The sequence below is a fragment of the Promicromonospora sp. Marseille-Q5078 genome, assembly GCF_050315395.1.
In the GTDB taxonomy this organism is placed as follows: Bacteria; Actinomycetota; Actinomycetes; order Actinomycetales; family Cellulomonadaceae; genus Isoptericola.
Map to the genome: position 1 here is coordinate 1,106,210 of NZ_JBNPQG010000001.1, position 16,281 is coordinate 1,122,490.

Annotated in this window: 10 protein-coding genes; 8 read left to right on the forward strand and 2 right to left on the reverse strand. The window is 74.4% G+C overall.

Going from position 1 to position 16,281, the window contains the following annotated elements; genetic code table 11:
- Nucleotides 1-32: 32 nt before the first annotated feature.
- From ACQFYA_RS05045 to ACQFYA_RS05055, 3 genes are all read left to right on the forward strand, one after another.
- Nucleotides 33-1,691 (forward strand): NADH-quinone oxidoreductase subunit M, encoded by a 1,659-nt coding sequence (locus ACQFYA_RS05045; RefSeq protein WP_499121979.1) that lies wholly within the window; start codon nucleotides 33-35, stop codon nucleotides 1,689-1,691.
- On the forward strand, nucleotides 1,688-3,454 hold the full coding sequence (gene nuoN / locus ACQFYA_RS05050) for an NADH-quinone oxidoreductase subunit NuoN (RefSeq protein WP_499121981.1): 1,767 nt from the start codon (nucleotides 1,688-1,690) through the stop codon (nucleotides 3,452-3,454). The genes ACQFYA_RS05045 and nuoN overlap by 4 nt, the downstream gene beginning before the upstream one ends.
- 119 nt (nucleotides 3,455-3,573) lie before the next feature.
- Complete coding sequence (locus tag ACQFYA_RS05055) at nucleotides 3,574-4,629, forward strand: polyprenyl synthetase family protein (protein WP_499121983.1); 1,056 nt, start codon at nucleotides 3,574-3,576, stop codon at nucleotides 4,627-4,629.
- Nucleotides 4,630-4,657: 28 nt separating this feature from the next.
- On the opposite strand, the gene ACQFYA_RS05060 is transcribed toward ACQFYA_RS05055, so the two are convergent.
- Entirely contained in the window at nucleotides 4,658-5,230 is a 573-nt protein-coding gene (locus tag ACQFYA_RS05060) for a prepilin peptidase (RefSeq protein ID WP_499121985.1), read from the reverse strand.
- A gap of 66 nt (nucleotides 5,231-5,296) precedes the next feature.
- Nucleotides 5,297-6,130 carry a UbiA family prenyltransferase gene (locus tag ACQFYA_RS05065; protein ID WP_499121987.1) on the reverse strand — a complete coding sequence of 278 codons (834 nt, stop codon included), beginning with the start codon at nucleotides 6,128-6,130 and terminating at the stop codon, nucleotides 5,297-5,299.
- On the opposite strand from ACQFYA_RS05065, the gene ACQFYA_RS05070 reads away from it, so the two are divergent.
- The 5 genes from ACQFYA_RS05070 to ACQFYA_RS05090 all read left to right on the forward strand — a co-directional run bounded on the left by ACQFYA_RS05070 (nucleotide 6,080) and on the right by ACQFYA_RS05090 (nucleotide 16,270).
- The gene (locus tag ACQFYA_RS05070) at nucleotides 6,080-7,291 is read left to right on the forward strand and encodes a type III polyketide synthase (protein ID WP_499121988.1); all 1,212 of its coding nucleotides are present in this window, start codon (nucleotides 6,080-6,082) and stop codon (nucleotides 7,289-7,291) included. The two genes, ACQFYA_RS05065 and ACQFYA_RS05070, sit on opposite strands and share 51 nt — an antisense overlap.
- Nucleotides 7,288-7,827, forward strand: coding sequence for an isoprenylcysteine carboxyl methyltransferase family protein (locus ACQFYA_RS05075; protein WP_499121989.1), 540 nt, complete (start codon nucleotides 7,288-7,290; stop codon nucleotides 7,825-7,827). The genes ACQFYA_RS05070 and ACQFYA_RS05075 overlap by 4 nt, the downstream gene beginning before the upstream one ends.
- Nucleotides 7,828-7,834: 7 nt before the next feature.
- Nucleotides 7,835-8,800 (forward strand): NAD(P)/FAD-dependent oxidoreductase, encoded by a 966-nt coding sequence (locus ACQFYA_RS05080; protein ID WP_499121991.1) that lies wholly within the window; start codon nucleotides 7,835-7,837, stop codon nucleotides 8,798-8,800.
- Between the two features lie 373 nt (nucleotides 8,801-9,173).
- Nucleotides 9,174-15,209, forward strand: a complete 6,036-nt coding sequence (locus ACQFYA_RS05085) for an Ig-like domain-containing protein (protein WP_499121992.1) — start codon at nucleotides 9,174-9,176, stop codon at nucleotides 15,207-15,209.
- An 86-nt stretch (nucleotides 15,210-15,295) separates the two neighbouring features.
- Nucleotides 15,296-16,270 (forward strand): AAA family ATPase, encoded by a 975-nt coding sequence (locus tag ACQFYA_RS05090; protein ID WP_499121993.1) that lies wholly within the window; start codon nucleotides 15,296-15,298, stop codon nucleotides 16,268-16,270.
- Nucleotides 16,271-16,281: the final 11 nt, after the last annotated feature.

Below are 16,281 nucleotides of genomic sequence, written 5' to 3' on the forward strand. Positions count from 1 at the left end.
CTGCTGATGACACGGACGAAGGAAGGATGACGATGTCCGAAGCAACGTCCGCAGGGTTCCCCTGGCTGACGCTCCTCATCGTGTGGCCGCTCGTGGCGGCCGCCGCGACGGCGCTCACCGGCGTGGGCCGGGGCCGCCCCGCCGGGGGCGCGGTGACCGGCGCGGGCCGGTTCGGGGCGGGCTCCGCCCGCACCGTCGCGCTGGTGGGCGCGCTGGTCGAGGTGGCGCTGCTCGCGGGGGCGTTCGCCGCCTTCGACACCGGCGCGGCCGGCGACCACCAGCTCTCCGAGACGCACTCGTGGATCCCGGCGCTGGGCGCCAGCTACGCCGTCGGGGTGGACGGCGTGGGGCTGCTGCTCGTCGCGCTGTCGGTGTGCCTGGTGCCGCTGGTGATCCTCGCCGCGTGGCGGGAGCAGGGGGGCGACCACGTGCGGCTGCGCCGCTACCTGGCCACCGTGCTGCTGCTCGAGGCGTTCATGGTGACGGTCTTCGTGGCCCGCGACGTCTTCCTCTTCTACGTGGTCTTCGAGGCCATGCTCATCCCCGCGTACTTCCTCATCGGGGGGTTCGGGCAGGGTCCGCAGCGCCGGTACGCGGCCGTGAAGTTCCTGCTCTTCTCGCTCGCGGGCGGGCTGGTCATGCTGGTGGGCGTCATCGCGCTCTACCTGCAGGTGCCCGCCGCCGACCGCGGGCCGCAGGCCTTCCTCACCGACAACCTCACGGGGCTGACGCTCGACCCGACGGCCGAGAAGCTCATGTTCTGCGCCTTCTTCCTCGCGTTCGCGATCAAGGCGCCGATGTTCCCGGTGCACACATGGCTGCCCGACGTCGCGCAGCACGCGACGCCCGGCACGTCGACGCTGCTCATCTGCGTGCTCGACAAGGTGGGCACCTTCGGGATGCTGACGCTCTGCCTGCCGCTGTTCCCCGGGGCCAGCCGGTGGGCGGCCCCGTTCGTGATCGTGCTCGCGGTGATCTCGATCCTGTACGGCGCGATCCTCGCCATCGGGCAGAGCGACGTGCTGCGCCTGATCGGCTACACGTCGGTGTCCCACTTCGGGTTCATCATCCTGGGCATCTTCACGTTCACGTCGCTGGGCACCGCGGGCTCCAGCCTGATGATGCTCAACCACGGCATCTCCACCGGCGCGCTGTTCCTGATCGCCGGGTTCGCCATCGCACGCCACCCGCGGCAGAGCCAGCTCGTCGGCGACTACGGCGGGCTGCGCCGGGTGGCCCCGATCCTGGGCGGCACGTTCCTCGTGGCGGGCCTGTCCGCGGCGGCGCTGCCCGGCCTGGCCACGTTCGTCTCCGAGATCATGGTGTTCCTCGGCTCGTACTCCCGCTGGCCCGCCGCGGTGCTCGTGGCCGTGCCCGCCGTCGTCCTCGCCGCCGTGTACGTGCTGCTCACCTACCAGCGGATGTTCACCGGCGAGACGACGCCCGAGCTCGCGGGGGCGCGCGACCTCGACGGCAGGGAGAAGACGGTGGCCGGGGTGCTCGTCGCCGCGCTGCTGGTGCTCGGCCTCGTGCCGGGTCCCGTGCTCGACTACGTGCGGGCGCCCGGCGAGGTCGCCGTCGAGCAGGTCGGCGAGACCGACCCGCCACCGGTGGTCGAGCCTGTCGAGACCCCGGCGATGGTCTCGACAGGCTCGACCGACGGAAGCATCACCGAGGGGAGCCTGCTGTGAACGAGTTCGTCGCCCCGCCCATCGACTGGGCGGCCGTCTCCCCGGTGCTGATCGTGCTCGCCGCGGGCGTGCTCGGCGTCCTGCTGGAGGCGTTCGTCCCCGACCGCGCGCGCCGCGCCACGCAGCTCACGCTCGCCCTGGCGGCGCTCGCGGGCTCGCTCGTGGCGGTCGGGCTGCTCTGGGACCGCGTGCAGGACGGGGCCGTGTCGGTGGTCGGCGGGTCGTACCTGCTGACGCCGTTCGGGCTCGGCGTGCAGGCCGTGGTCGCGATCTGCGCGCTGCTCGGCGTGCTGGTCGTCGCGGAGCGCACCACCACCGGGCAGGACGCGTTCGCCCCGGCCGCGGCGGCCGTGCCCGGCACGGCGTACGAGGACGAGACCCGGCGCGCCGGGCTGCAGCAGACCGAGATCTACCCCCTGATGCTGTTCGCCACCGGCGGGATGCTGCTGTTCCCGGCCACGGACGACCTCATCGTCATGTTCGTCGCGCTCGAGGTGCTGTCGCTGCCGCTGTACGTGCTGTGCGCGACGGCGCGCCGGCGCCGGCTGCTCAGCCAGGAGGCGGCGTTCAAGTACTTCGTGCTCGGCGCGTTCGCCTCGGCGCTGTTCGTCTTCGGCATCGCGCTCGTCTACGGCTTCGCGGGCACGGTGCGCCTGGAGGGCGTGGTCCAGGTGCTCGCCGACCCGTCCGTCTCGCCGCTCGGCACCATGCCCGCCCTCGTGGTGGTGGGGCTGCTGCTCGTGCTCAGCGGCCTGCTGTTCAAGATCGGCGCGGCGCCGTTCCACGCCTGGACGCCCGACGTGTACCAGGGCGCCCCCACGCCCATCACCGGCTTCATGGCGGCCTGCACCAAGGCGGCCGCGATCGGCGCGCTGGTGCGGGTGCTGTTCACGCTGGCGAACGGCCTGGACCCGGCGACGCGGCACGACGTCGAGGTCGCGCTCTGGGCGGTCGCGATCCTCACGATGCTGGTCGGCACCGTCGCCGGTGCCGTGCAGACCGACGTCAAGCGGATGCTCGCCTACTCGTCGATCGCGCACGCCGGCTTCCTCGTCGTGGGCCTGGTCGGGATGGACGAGGTCGGCGCGCAGGCGGTGCTGTTCTACCTGCTCGCGTACGGGCTGGCCACGATCGGTGCGTTCGCCGTCGTGACGCTCGTCCGGGAGCGCACCGTGACGGGTGACGAGGTGCCGGCCGAGGGGCCCGTCCCCGACGACGGCGTCGTGCTCGGCGAGGCCACCCGGCTCGCGCAGTGGGCGGGCCTGGGCCGCAAGGCCCCGTGGCTCACCGCGGCGTTCTCCCTGTTCCTCCTGTCGATGGCGGGCATCCCGCTCACGGCCGGGTTCGTGGCGAAGTTCGGTGTCTTCTCCGCCGCGGTCGAGGCCGGGGCGTGGCCGCTCGCGCTGCTCGGCGTCATCGCCTCGGCGATCGCGGTGTTCTTCTACGTCCGCGTCATCGTGCTCATGGTGCTCACCCCGCCCGCCGAGCGGGACCTGGCCGGGACCGCCGCGGAGGGCGCGGCGGCCGAGGACGCGTCGTCGGAGGGCGGCGCGCCCGCACCGGGGGCGTCGGGCGGCGGCGCGGCCACCCTCACCGGTGCGGCGACGCGCACCCTGGTCTCCCGCACCGTCGTGACGGTGGTCGGCTCGCGCGGCCCGGCCGCGTTCGCGATCGCCGTGTGCGCGGTCGGCGTGCTGCTGCTCGGCATCCTGCCCGCGGGCGCGCTGGACCTGGCCGCCCAGGCGGCGCAGTTCCGGCCCTGACGCGGGCGGGCGGGGCGGGGGCGACCCTGGCGTGCGCGGGGCGCGGCAGTGAGCCACGCGATGCGCCTGCGGGCCGTTTCGGTGCGGTGTTCGGCGTCGTGGGCGGATAGGTTCGGACAGTGACTCGCGCACCCTCCGCACCGGCCCCCGGGCCGCGGCGCACGCCGCCCTCGCCGCCGACGGCGATCCCGCTGTCCGACCCTGCGCTCGCCGAGCGGCTCGCGGAGCGGATGACGCGCGTCGACGCGGCGCTCGACACGGCCGTGGCCTCGACGGACGCGCTGGCCGACGACGCGTCGCGCCACCTCGTGGCGGCGGGCGGCAAGCGGTTCCGGCCCCTGCTCACGCTGCTCGCGGGCGAGCTCGGCGACGGCACGGTCCCCGAGCTGGTCGACGCCGCGGTCGTCGTCGAGCTCACGCAGGTCGCGTCGCTGTACCACGACGACGTGATGGACTCCGCGCCCGTGCGCCGCGGGGCGCCCGCCGCCCACACGGTGTGGGGCAACTCGGTGGCCATCCTCGTCGGCGACCTGCTGTTCGCCCGGGCGTCGGCGCTGGTGGCCGGCCTCGGCCCCGAGGCGGTGGTGCTCCAGTCGCGCACGTTCGAGCGCATGTGCCTCGGCCAGCTCCACGAGACGATCGGGCCGCGCGACGGCGAGGACCCGGTGGAGCACTACCTGCAGGTGCTCAGCGACAAGACCGCGTCGCTGCTCGCGACGTCGGCCCGGCTCGGCGCGATGTTCGGCGGCTGCCCGCCCGAGATCATGGACGCCGTCACCGCGTACGGCGAGAAGGTGGGCGTGGCGTTCCAGCTCGCCGACGACGTGCTCGACATCGCGTCCACGGGCGACGAGTCCGGCAAGACCCCGGGGACCGACCTGCGCGAGCACGTGCCGACGATGCCCGTGCTGCTCCTGCGCCAGCGCGTCGGGCGCGGGGAGGGCACGGCGGAGGACGCCGCGCTCGTCGCGCGGCTCGACGGCGACCTGTCCGACGACGAGGCGCTGGCCGCGGTCGTCGCCGACCTGCGGGCCCACGACGTCCTCGCCCGGACGCGGACGCTCGCCGGCCGCTGGGCGCGGGAGGCCGCGGCCGAGCTCGACCCGCTGCCCGCCGGCCCCGTCAAGGACGCGCTCGCCGACCTGGCCACGGCCCTCGCGGACCGTACGGTCTGACCCGCCTGCGTGCTCCGGCGCCCGACGCTCAGGCGAGGCGCGCCACGGTGAGCGCGACCGCCGCGCCCACCAGCATGAACGGGCCGAACGCGAGGGCCGTCGTGCGCGACGCGCGCCGTGCGACGAGCAGGACGGCGGCGACGACCCCGCCGAGCAGGAACGGGAGCAGGGCCGCCGCCGTCCACGCGGACCAGCCCGCCCAGGCCGTCGCCAGGCCGAGCAGGACGGCGAGCTTCACGTCCCCCAGCCCCATCCCGGCGCGGTGGACGAGGTGCAGCAGCAGGTAGGCCGCCCCCAGCGCCAGCCCGCCGGCCAGGGCCCGGAGCAGCGCCTGCCCGTCGCCGGTCGCGAGGGCGGCGACGCCGAGCAGCAGGGCGGTCAGCGCGGTCGCCGGGAGCGTGACGGCGTCGGGCAGCCGATGGGTGCGCGCGTCGACGACGGCCAGCGCGACCCCGGCGCACGCCACGACGACGAACGCGGGCGCGGACCAGCCCGGGCCGCTCACCCACACGGCCCACGCCGCCGCCGGGACGCTGCCCCAGCCGACGGCGCGCCGGTACGGCGCGAGCTCGCGCCGGGTGCGGTCGAGTGACAGGGGCACCCGACGATGCTAGGCGGGCCGTCCGGCGGCCGGGGCCCCCGTCCACAGGCCGTGGTGTCGGTCCGCCTAGAGGGAGACGGCGAGCACCAGCTGCGCCAGGCACACGACCGCCACGGCCATGCTCAGGAGGAACGGCGCGCGGCTGCGGGGTCGCGCGACCCCGACGACGCCCGCGGCGACCGCGAGGGCCACGGCCGCCGCGGTGAGGGCGACCGCCGCGGGCGTGGGCGCGCCCGGGGGCCCGGCCAGCGCGACGACGCTTCCCGCGGCGAGCACCACCGGGGCCAGCACGCTCGAGGGCCGGCGGCCGAGGCGGTGGGGCAGGCCGCGCACGCCGGTCGCGCGGTCGTCCTCCAGGTCAGGCAGCACGTTCGCCACGTGGGCGCCCACCCCGAGCAGGGCCCCGGCGACGACGAGCCAGGCGGGAGCCACCGGCCGCCCGGCCGCGAGGACGACGAAGGCCGGCAGCAGGCCGAACGAGACCGCATACGGCAGCCACGACACGACGGTCGCCTTGAGACCGCCGTTGTACGCCCACGCGCTCGCCACGGCGGCGAGGTGCAGCAGCCCGGGGAGCAGCCCGGTCGCGAGGGAGAGCGCCGCGCAGGCCGCCAGCGCGCCGAGGGCCGCGGCGCGTAGCGTCGGGGCGTCAACGGCGCCGGTGACCGTCGGCTTGTCCCGGCGCCCGACGCGGGCGTCCCGGGCGGCGTCGAGCCAGTCGTTGCTCCACCCGACGGAGAGCTGGCCCGCGGCGACCGCCGCGGTGACCAGCAGGGCGCGCGGGACGGCCGCCCCCGCGCCGAGCGCCAGACCGAGGGCGAGCAGCGTCACCACGACGGCGGGCGCCGCGTGCGCGGCGACGACCAGCCCGCGCCAGCGCGCCACGCCCACGACCGTCATGAACGGAACGTAGCGCGGCCTGGCCGATCGGGCAGCCAGACCCGCGCCCGCGCGGAACACACCGAGCGGTGCCACGATGCCAGCATGTCGCGAGTCCTGGCCGTCGCCCCCGTCCTGCCCGGACCGGCGCACCCGCAGGAGCGGATCGACGACGCCGTGCTCCCGCTCCTCGCGGCCGACGACTCCCGCCGCACCCTCGCCCGCCGGCTGCACGCCTCGTCGGGCGTGCGCACCCGCCATCTCGCGCTCCCGCTGCCCGACTACGCGGGGCTGACGACCTTCGCCCGCGCCAACGAGCACTTCGTCCGCGAGGGCACCGACCTGGCCGAGGAGGCGGCCCGCGCCGCGCTCGCGGCGGCCGGTGTCCCGCCGCAGGACGTCGACCTGCTGTTCTTCACCTCCGTGACCGGCATCAGCGCGCCGTCGCTCGACGCCGCCCTCGTGGGCCGGCTCGGGCTGCGGCCGGACGTGCGGCGGGTGCCGTCGTTCGGCCTGGGGTGCTCGGGCGGCGCCGCGGGGCTCGGCCTCCTGCACGAGTACCTGCGGGGTACCCCCGGCGGCCGGGCGCTGCTGGTCTCGGTGGAGCTGTGCTCGCTCACGTTCCAGCGCGACGACGCGTCGACGGCGAACCTCGTGTCGTCGGGCCTGTTCGGGGACGGCGCGAGCGCGGTGGTCATGGCAGGGGAGGACGTCGAGGTCCCGCCCGGGCGCGTGGCACCCGAGGTCGTCGGGACGCGGAGCCGGCTCTACCCGGGCACCGAGCGCCAGCTCGGCTGGGACGTGCGGGACACCGGGTTCGGCATCGTCCTGTCGGCCGAGCTGCCCCGCCTGCTGCGCGCCCACCTCGCGGGCGACGTCAAGGACCTGCTCGCCGCGCACGACCTCCAGGTGTCCGACGTCGGGACCTGGGTGGTGCACGCGGGCGGACCGAAGATCGTCGACGCCGTCCGAGACGCGCTGGGGCTCGACGACGCCGCCCTGGCCCGGACCCGGGCGACCCTGGCCGCGGAGGGCAACCTCTCGTCGTCGTCCGTGCTGCACGTGCTCGCGTCCACGCTCGACGACGGCGCGCCGCCGCCCGGCGGCTGGGCCGTGCTCATGGCGTTCGGTCCCGGGGTGTCCGCCGAGCTCGTGCTCCTACGCGGTCGGGAGGTCGCGTGAGCACGTCGGTCGTCCTGTACGTCGCGCTGGTCCTCGCGACCGGGGCCGAGCGCGTCGCCGAGCTCGTGGTCTCGGCGCGGCACGCCCGCTGGTCCTTCGACCGCGGCGGCGTGGAGTCGGGGCGCGGCCACTTCCCGGCGATGGTCGCGCTGCACACCGGGCTGCTGCTCGCGTGCGTCGTCGAGGTGGTGACGCTCGACCGGCCGTTCGTGCCCTGGCTGGGCTGGCCGATGCTGGCGCTGGTCCTCGCGAGCCAGGGTCTGCGCTGGTGGTGCATCGCGACGCTCGGCCCGCGCTGGAACACCCGCGTGATCGTCGTGCCGGGGATGGCGCTGGTGCACGGGGGCCCGTACCGGTGGTTCCGGCACCCGAACTACGTGGCGGTCGTGGTGGAGGGGATCGCGCTGCCGCTGGTGCACACCGCGTGGCTCACCGCCGTCGTCTTCACCGTGCTGAACGCCTGGCTGCTGCTCGGGTTCCGCGTGCCCGCCGAGGAGCGCGCGCTGCGCGTCGCGGACGACGCCCGGCCGGGGTGACCCCGCCATGACGCCGGACACCGACGTGGTGGTGGCGGGCGGCGGCCCCGTCGGGCTCGCGGCCGCGATCGAGGCGCGCCGCGCCGGCCTGGACGTCGTGGTGCTCGAGCCGCGGGCCGCCCCCGTCGACAAGGCGTGCGGCGAGGGCCTCATGCCGGGCACGCTCGCCGCGGTGCGGCGGCTCGGCGTCGACCCGCCCGGGTACGACCTGGGCGGCATCTCCTACCGGCAGGGCGACGCGGTCGCGGACCACCGGTTCGTCGCGGGCCCGGGGCGGGGGGTGCGGCGGACGGCGCTGCACGCGGCGCTGCACGAGGCCGCGCGGGACGCGGGGGCGGTCGTGCTGCCGCGCCGGGTCACGACCGTCGAGCAGTCCGACGGTGCCGACGGCCACGACGCCCACGTGACGGCGGGCGGGCTGCGGGCGAGGTGGCTCCTCGCCTGCGACGGGCTGCACTCCCGCGTGCGGAGCGAGGGGGGGCTCGGGGCGCGGGACGACCACGGGCCCGGTGCCGCCGGCCGGCGCACGGACGGGCGGCGACGGCGGCGGTTCGGGCTGCGACGGCACTACCGGGTGGCGCCGTGGACCGACCTCGTCGAGGTGCACTGGGGTCCCCGCGTCGAGGCGTACGTGACGCCCGTGGCGGACGGCCTGGTCGGGGTCGCGCTGCTGGGGCCGGCCGGGGTCGACTTCGAGGCCGAGCTCGCCACGCTGCCCGAGCTCGCCGGCAGGATCGCGGGGGCCACGCCGGACGGGCCGGTGCGGGGCGCCGGGCCGATGCGCGTGCGGTCCTCCGCCCGGACGGCGGGGCGGGGGCGGCTGGGGGGCGGCGCGGCCGGGTACGTCGACGCGCTCACGGGGAGGGGCTGCGCGTGGGGCTGGCCCAGGCGCGCGCCGCCGTCGAGCACCTGGACGACCCGTCCGGCTACGAGCGCTCGTGGACCCGGGCCACCCGCGACGTCCGGGTGCTGACCGCCGGCCTGGTCGCCGCCGCCGGGTCGCCGCTGCGGGGCGTGGTCGTCCCGGCGGCCGTCCGCCTGCCGCGGCTGTACGGGGCGGTCGTGGACCGGCTCGCGCGCTGACGGCACGTATCAGGGGCGCAGGCCGGTCTCTCCCTGTGCCCTGACGACGGTGCAGGTCGGGGGGTGTCTGGCCGAGGTCACGTGCACGTGGAGAAGCTCAGGAAGGGTCCCACGAGGCGGCGCATGGGGACCTCTCCCCATGCTCAAGTCGCGGTCGGCAGTGTCCCCGACGTACCGACTCTGGCTATCCTGTGCGGGCGCTGCATGCGGCCGAATGACGGGGACCGGCCGGGCAGTGCCCACATCTCAGGAGGATACTCAGCGTGTTCACGCGGCTGCGCACGGACCGTCGGACCGGCATCGCGACGACGGTGGTGCTCGCGCTGTCCGCGGGCGTCGTGACGGCCGCGGTGCTCTACGACGGCGAGGCGACGGCCGACGTCGACCTCAACGACTCCGGGGTGTGGGTCACCAACCAGGCGTCGGGCCTGGTGGGGCGGTTCAACACCGAGGCGAAGGCCCTGGACGGGACCATGCTCGCGGGCAGCTCCGCGTTCGACGTGGACCAGCAGGCGAGCCAGGTGCTGGTGGCCGACGAGGGCAGCAGCGCCGGGAACCTGGTGCAGGTCGCGCACATGAAGTTCGGGTCGACGACCAAGCTGCCGGCCGGCGCACAGAGCTCGATGGGCGGCGGCCGGGTGGCCGTGGTGGACGACGAGTCCGGCTCGCTGTGGGTGACCACCGTCGACCGCTTCCCGGGCCTGGACACCGAGGAGGCCGACCCGACGGCCGAGCTCGACGGGGCCGCCGAGGTCGTGGTCTCGGAGGAGGGCACCACGTACGCGGTGGTGCCGGGCCGCGACGTGCTGTGGACCGTCGAGCCGGGCAAGGCGCCGGAGACGACGGCGCTCGACCTCACGGCGGAGGGCGACGACGTCACCCTGACGACGGTGGGCGACGACGTCGTGGTCCTCGACCGGACCCGGGGGAGGCTGCGCCTGCCCGGCGGCGACGTCGTCGCGGTCGAGGGGGCCCAGGACGCGCAGCTGCAGCAGCCGGGCGCGGACTCCGACGCGGTGGCCTACGCGACGGACTCGGCGCTCGTGCTGCAGCCGCTGGGCGGCGGCGCGGCCACCTCGCGCGAGGCGTCGGGGTCGCCCGCGGCGCCCGTGCAGCTGGAGGGCTGCCTGTACGGGGCCTGGTCGGGCACGGGGCAGATCGTGCGCGACTGCGAGGGCACGGACCGCGACGTCGACGAGGTGCTCGAGGGGATCGACCAGAGCACGGAGCTCGCCTACCAGGTGAACCGCCGCAACGTGGTGCTCAACGACCTCACGGCCGGCACGCTGTGGATGGCGCTGGACGAGTACGAGAAGGTCGACGACTGGGACATCAAGCTCCCGGAGCAGGCCGAGGGCTCGGACGAGGACGCCGAGGACGCGAAGCCGGAGCTGGTCGACAACACGGTCGTGGACCGCAAGAAGGAGGACCCGCCGAAGGCCGACGACGACTCGTTCGGCGCCCGTCCCGGCCGCACCACGGTGCTGGACGTGCTGTCGAACGACATGGACCCCGACGGCGACGTGATCACGGCGTCCCTCGTGGGCGATCAGCCCGACGGCGTGCGCATCGAGCGCGTCATGGGCGGCAAGGCGCTGCAGGCCGTCGTCCCCGACGACGCGAGCGGCACGGTGACCTTCACCTACGAGGCCGACGACGGGCGCGGCGGCACCGACGAGGCGACCGTCAAGGTCAAGGTGGTCCCCGAGGACCAGAACGAGGCCCCGGAGCAGGACGGCGACCCGGTGCTGCGGGTGGAGCAGGGGAAGTCGGCGTCGATCAAGGTGCTGCCCTACTTCCGCGACCCCGACGGCGACGACGTCTACCTCGCGACGGCGGCGTCGACGGTGGAGGGCGACGAGGTCCGGGCCTACCCGGACGGCACCGTCGAGTTCCGCGACGGCGGCACCGCCACCGGGCGCAAGAAGGTCACGCTCGTCGTGGGCGACGGCCGCGGCGAGACGATCGAGGGCACCCTGTGGGTGCAGGTGCTGGGCGACAGCAACGAGCCGCCGGTCGCCGTGGGCGACCACGTGGTGGTCACCGCGGGGCAGCCGGTCACGATCGAGCCGCTGAAGAACGACACGGACCCGAACGGCGACGAGCTGCGGCTGGCCAACGTGGCCGACGCCGCGCCCGCCGAGATCACGCCGAACTACGACGCGGGCACCTTCACCTTCCTGGCGCAGGAGCCGAAGTCCTACGACGTGCTGTACCAGGTCAGCGACGGGCCGGGCTCGACGACCGGCGTCGTGCGCGTCGACGTCCAGGACCCCGACGCCGCGCAGGGCGCCCCCGTGGTCGTCTCCGACACCGCGCTGCTGCCCGCCGGCGGGTCGACCCTCGTGGACGTGCTGGCCAACGACACCGACCCCGCGGGCGGGGTCCTCGTGGTGCAGTCGGTGGACGTGCCGGACGACGCGGGGGTGAGCGTCGCGGTGCTGAGCCACCAGATGCTGCGCATCACCGAGACCCGCCGCATCTCCGAGGCGATCACGCTGGCGTACACGGTCTCCAACGGGACCGAGACCTCGACCGGCGAGGTGCGCGTGCTCCCGGTGCCGCCGCCGGACCGCCTGCAGCCGCCGAACGCCGCACCCGACGAGGTGACCGTGCGCGCCGGCGACTACGTGAACATCGACGTGCTGGACAACGATACGCACCCGGACGGCCTCGAGCTCACGCTGGACGAGGAGCTCGAGCAGTCCGTGGACCCGGGCCAGGGCGAGCTGTTCGTCTCCGAGGACCGGCTGCGGTTCCGCGCCGGCTCCCAGGCCGGGACGGCGTACGCGATCTACAAGGTGCGCGACCCGAACGGGCAGGAGGACTCCGCCCAGGTCACGATCCACATCCGCGGCGGCAAGGACAACGCGGCGCCGGTGCCGCGGGACGTCGACGCCCGCGCCCTGTCGGGCGGCACGGTGCGCATCCCCGTGCCCCTGGACGGCATCGACCCCGACGGCGACTCCGTGCAGCTCACCGGCCTGGCCACGGGCCCGACCCAGGGTCGCGCCGAGGTCGTCGACGGGTACATCGACTACGCGGCGAGCGAGAACGCGCGCGGCCTCGACGAGTTCCGCTACACCGTGCAGGACGCGCGCGGCGAGGTCGCGACCGGCCTCGTGCGGGTGGGGATCGCCCAGCCGCCGGCCACCAACCAGCCGCCGGTCGCCGAGGACGACGAGGTCACGGTGCGCCCGGACCGCCGGGTCGCCGTGCCGGCGCTGGAGAACGACTCCGACCCCGACGGCGACCAGATCGGGCTCGTGCCCGGGTCGATCGAGGGTGGGGACGACCTCAAGGCCAAGGTCGCCGAGGACCGGATCGTCGTGCAGACGCCGTCCGAGGACGGGACCACGACGTTCTTCTACTCCGTCGAGGACACCTACGCGGCGCGCGCGTCGGCGTCCGTCAGCGTGAAGGTCGCGAAGGACGCCCCGCTGCTCGCGCCGATCGCGCGCGACGACTCGGTGCCCGTGGCCGACATCCTCGGCAAGACGACGGTGACCGTGCCCGTGCTCGACAACGACGAGGACCCGGACGGCGCCGCCGACGACCTCGCCGTCACCGTCGGGACCGAGGCCGTGACCGTCACGCCCGAGGGCGAGCTGGAGATCGCCCTCACCGAGCACCGCCAGGTCATCACCTACACCGTCACCGACATGGACGGCCTGACGTCGAAGGCGTTCGTGGTCGTGCCCGGCCTGGCCTCCGCCGAGCCGATCCTCAAGCCGGGCCAGGCCCCGCTGGAGGTCGCGGCGGGCGAGTCCCTGGACATCGACATCGCCGACCACGTGCTCGTGCTGGAGGGCCGCACCCCGCGCCTCACCACCGCGGACGAGGTCACCGCCCTGGAGGGCGAGGTCGAGGTGACCGGCAAGACCACCATGACGTACACGCCGCGCGAGGACTTCACGGGCTCGGCGGGCGTGACCTTCGAGGTCACCGACGGCGAGGGACCGGACGACCCGGACGGCCACACGGCCGTCCTGACGCTGCCGATCACCGTGCTGCCCCCGGAGAACCTGCCGCCGGAGCCGGGCTCGCCGTCCGGCCAGGTGGCCGCGGGCGAGGAGAGCGTGGTCGACCTCAGCCGGTTCGCCAAGGACCCGGACGGCGACGACCTGCGCTTCGACCTCGGGTCGCTGCCCGGCGGCCTCGGGGCCACCCTGCAGGGCGGCCGCGTGACCCTGGAGGCCACGCCGGACACCCCGAAGGGCACCCGGCTCACGGTGCCGTTCACCGTGACCGACGACGAGCACCCGCCGGTGGACGGCGAGCTCTCGGTCGAGGTCGTCGCCTCCACGCGCCCGCTGGCCCGCGCCGTCGACGACACGATCGAGGACGCCCACCAGGGCGAGCCGGTGTCCGTGGAGGTGCTGGCGAACGACTCCAACCCGTTCGAGGACCGCGGGCCGCTCGAGCTCGTCGGCCAGCCCACCGTCGAGACGGGTCGCGGCGACGCGACGTCGGACGGCGGCAGGGTGGTCGTGACGCCGAAGGAGGACTTCGTCGGCACGATGGTGGTGCGCTACACGGTGCAGGACGCCACGCAGGACCCGGACCGCCAGGTCGAGGGCCGCGTGACGGTCAACGTCATCGGCGTGCCGGAGGCGCCCTCCAAGCCGGTGGTCGAGGAGGTCCGCTCCGAGACGGTCGTGCTGTCGTGGACGCCGCCGGCGAACAACGGCTCCGAGATCACCGGCTACACGGTGACGTCGAGCCAGGGCGACACGTTCGACTGCAGCACCACCACCTGCACCCTGACGCCGCTGACCAACAACGTCACGTACACGTTCACGGTGCAGGCGACCAACGCGGTGGGCGACTCGGAGGCCTCCCCGGCGTCCGCCGAGGCCCGGCCGGACCAGAAGCCGGACCCGCCGGCCGCGCCCGAGCTCGTGTTCGGGGACGGGTCGCTCACGGTCACGTGGACCAACGCGTCGTACACCGACCGGTCGCCGATTACGTCGGTCGACCTGGAGATCTCGCCGTCCCCCACGAACGGCGAGACGCAGAAGGTCGGCGTCACCGCGAACCGGGTCGTGTGGGAGGGGCTGTCGAACGGCACCGCCTACAAGGTGCGGATCCGCGCGAACAACCTCGCGGAGGACCCGTCCGACTGGGGCGCCTGGTCGGCGTCGGAGATCCCGGCGGGCAAGCCCGACGCGCCCGCCGCACCGACCGCCACCCGCGTCAGCTCGGACATCGCCCCCGACGGCGGGCAGGTCGACGTGTCCTGGACCGCGCCGAACGACAACGGCGACACCATCTCGGAGTACGCCGTCAAGGTGCTCAAGAACGGGTCCGCCGTGGACACCCGCACGGTGGACGGCACCTCGACGACGTTCGAGGGCCTCGACACCAAGGCCTCCTACACCTTCGCCGTCTCGGCGACGAACAAGGCGGGCGAGGGCGCCACCAGCGCGGCGTCGACCCCGGTGACGCCGTACGGCAAGCCCCGCACCCCGACGGGTGTGAAGGCGACGGACGACAAGGGCGTGCCGGTCGTGTCGTGGAGCGCCCCGGACGACAACGGCTCGCCGATCACCAGTTACACGGTGTCGGCGTCCAACGGCGCCACCGTGTCGGCCACGGGGACGAGCGCCCGGTTCACGGGCCTTCCGAACGGGGGCACCTACACGTTCACCGTGACGGCGCACAACGCCGCAGGCGAGTCCGGTGCCGGCGGACCGTCCAACGGGGTCAAGGCCTACAGCGCGCCGTCCGCGCCCGCCGTGAGCTGGACGAAGACGTCAGCGACGGACGGCTACTTCACCGTCAGCGGGCCGGGCAGCTGGAACGGCGACTCTGGCACGGTGAAGTGGACACTCTCCGGATCGCAAAACGGCTCGGGCAACGGTGCCGGACGGGTCGGTGTGAACGGCGGCTACGACAAGTCGTACTCCGTCAGCGTGCAGGCCTGTAACAACGCGGGCTGCTCCAACGCCTCGGCGAGCGGAGCGACCGAGGCGGAGCCCAAGCCGACGCTGACGCTCCAGCGTGGCTCGAGCGCCAAGGGTGAGTACGAGTACGGCGCATGCAGCTATGACCCCTGCGCATTCCTGAACATCACGATCCGCGACGCACAGCCGAACCAGAAGTTCACGTATGAGTGCATCTCGAACGACGTGAAGTTCAACAAGGCTGGGACCAACTGGAAGCGTGCCGAGGCGACGAGCACGGACGCCAACGGCAACGCCGGCCCGCGCGACCTGTGGTGCTACACAGGCGCCAGCGGCGAGCGAGTCAAGGTCACCACCAGTCTCGGCCTCACCAGCAACACCGTCATCTGGTAGCCGCGGGTTACACACGGCCGCTTGCGGCCTCTTGGACAACGAGCAGACCGCGCCCCGGCGCACACCGAACGGACAGGAACGACGAGATGACCACGATGACCCCCGAGCAGGCCAGCTGGTTCGCCCAGACGTTCGACCGGATCGTCGGCAACGTCGCGCAGGCGGTGCTGGGCAAGGACGACCAGATCCGCCTGGCGCTGACGTGCATGCTGGCCGAGGGCCACCTGCTGCTGGAGGACGCGCCCGGCACCGGCAAGACGATGCTGGCGCGCGCGATGGCGGCGAGCGTGCAGGGCACGAACCACCGCATCCAGTTCACGCCGGACCTGCTGCCGTCGGACGTCACGGGCGTGACGATCTACGACCAGAAGACCGGCACGTTCGAGTTCCACGAGGGGCCGATCTTCGCGAACATCGTGCTCGCGGACGAGATCAACCGCGCCTCGCCGAAGACGCAGTCGGCGCTCCTGGAGGTCATGGAGGAGGGCCAGGTCACGGTGGACGGCACCACGCACCGGACCGGCACCCCGTTCATGGTGGTCGCGACGCAGAACCCGATCGAGCAGGCCGGCACGTACCGCCTGCCGGAGGCGCAGCTCGACCGATTCCTCATGAAGACGTCGATCGGCTACCCGGACCTTGCCTCGACCGTGGAGATCCTCGCGGGCTCAGCGGTCCGCGACCGCAGCGCCGCGCTGCAGCCCGTCATCACCGGCCAGGCCGTGGTGGAGATGGCGTCCCTGGCGGCGGCGACCCACGTCGACCCGGCGGTGCTGGAGTACGTGTCGCGGCTCGCCGAGGAGTCGCGCGCGGCGGCCGACGTGCACGTCGGCGTCTCCGTGCGTGGCGCCCTGGCGCTGGTGCGCTGCATGAAGGTGTGGGCGGCGGCGCACGGGCGCAACTACGTGCTGCCCGACGACGTCAAGGAGCTCGTGCAGCCCGTGTGGGGCCACCGTCTCGTGCTGGACGCCGAGGCGGAGTTCGGCGGCGCCACGGCGGAGGGGACCATCGCCCGCCTGCTGAGCGACGTCGCCGCCCCGCAGGAACGCCGGACCGCCTGAGCCGGAGAGCA

What these genes read in the sequence shown, in the direction of transcription:
- ACQFYA_RS05045 (WP_499121979.1), top strand. Translation starts at nt 33, where the DNA reads ATGTCCGAAGCAACGTCCGCAGGGTTCCCCTGGCTGACGCTCCTCATC.
- ACQFYA_RS05090 (WP_499121993.1), top strand. Translation starts at nt 15,296, where the DNA reads ATGACCACGATGACCCCCGAGCAGGCCAGCTGGTTCGCCCAGACGTTC.
- ACQFYA_RS05080 (WP_499121991.1), top strand. Translation starts at nt 7,835, where the DNA reads ATGACGCCGGACACCGACGTGGTGGTGGCGGGCGGCGGCCCCGTCGGG.
- ACQFYA_RS05065 (WP_499121987.1), bottom strand. Translation starts at nt 6,130, where the DNA reads ATGACGGTCGTGGGCGTGGCGCGCTGGCGCGGGCTGGTCGTCGCCGCG.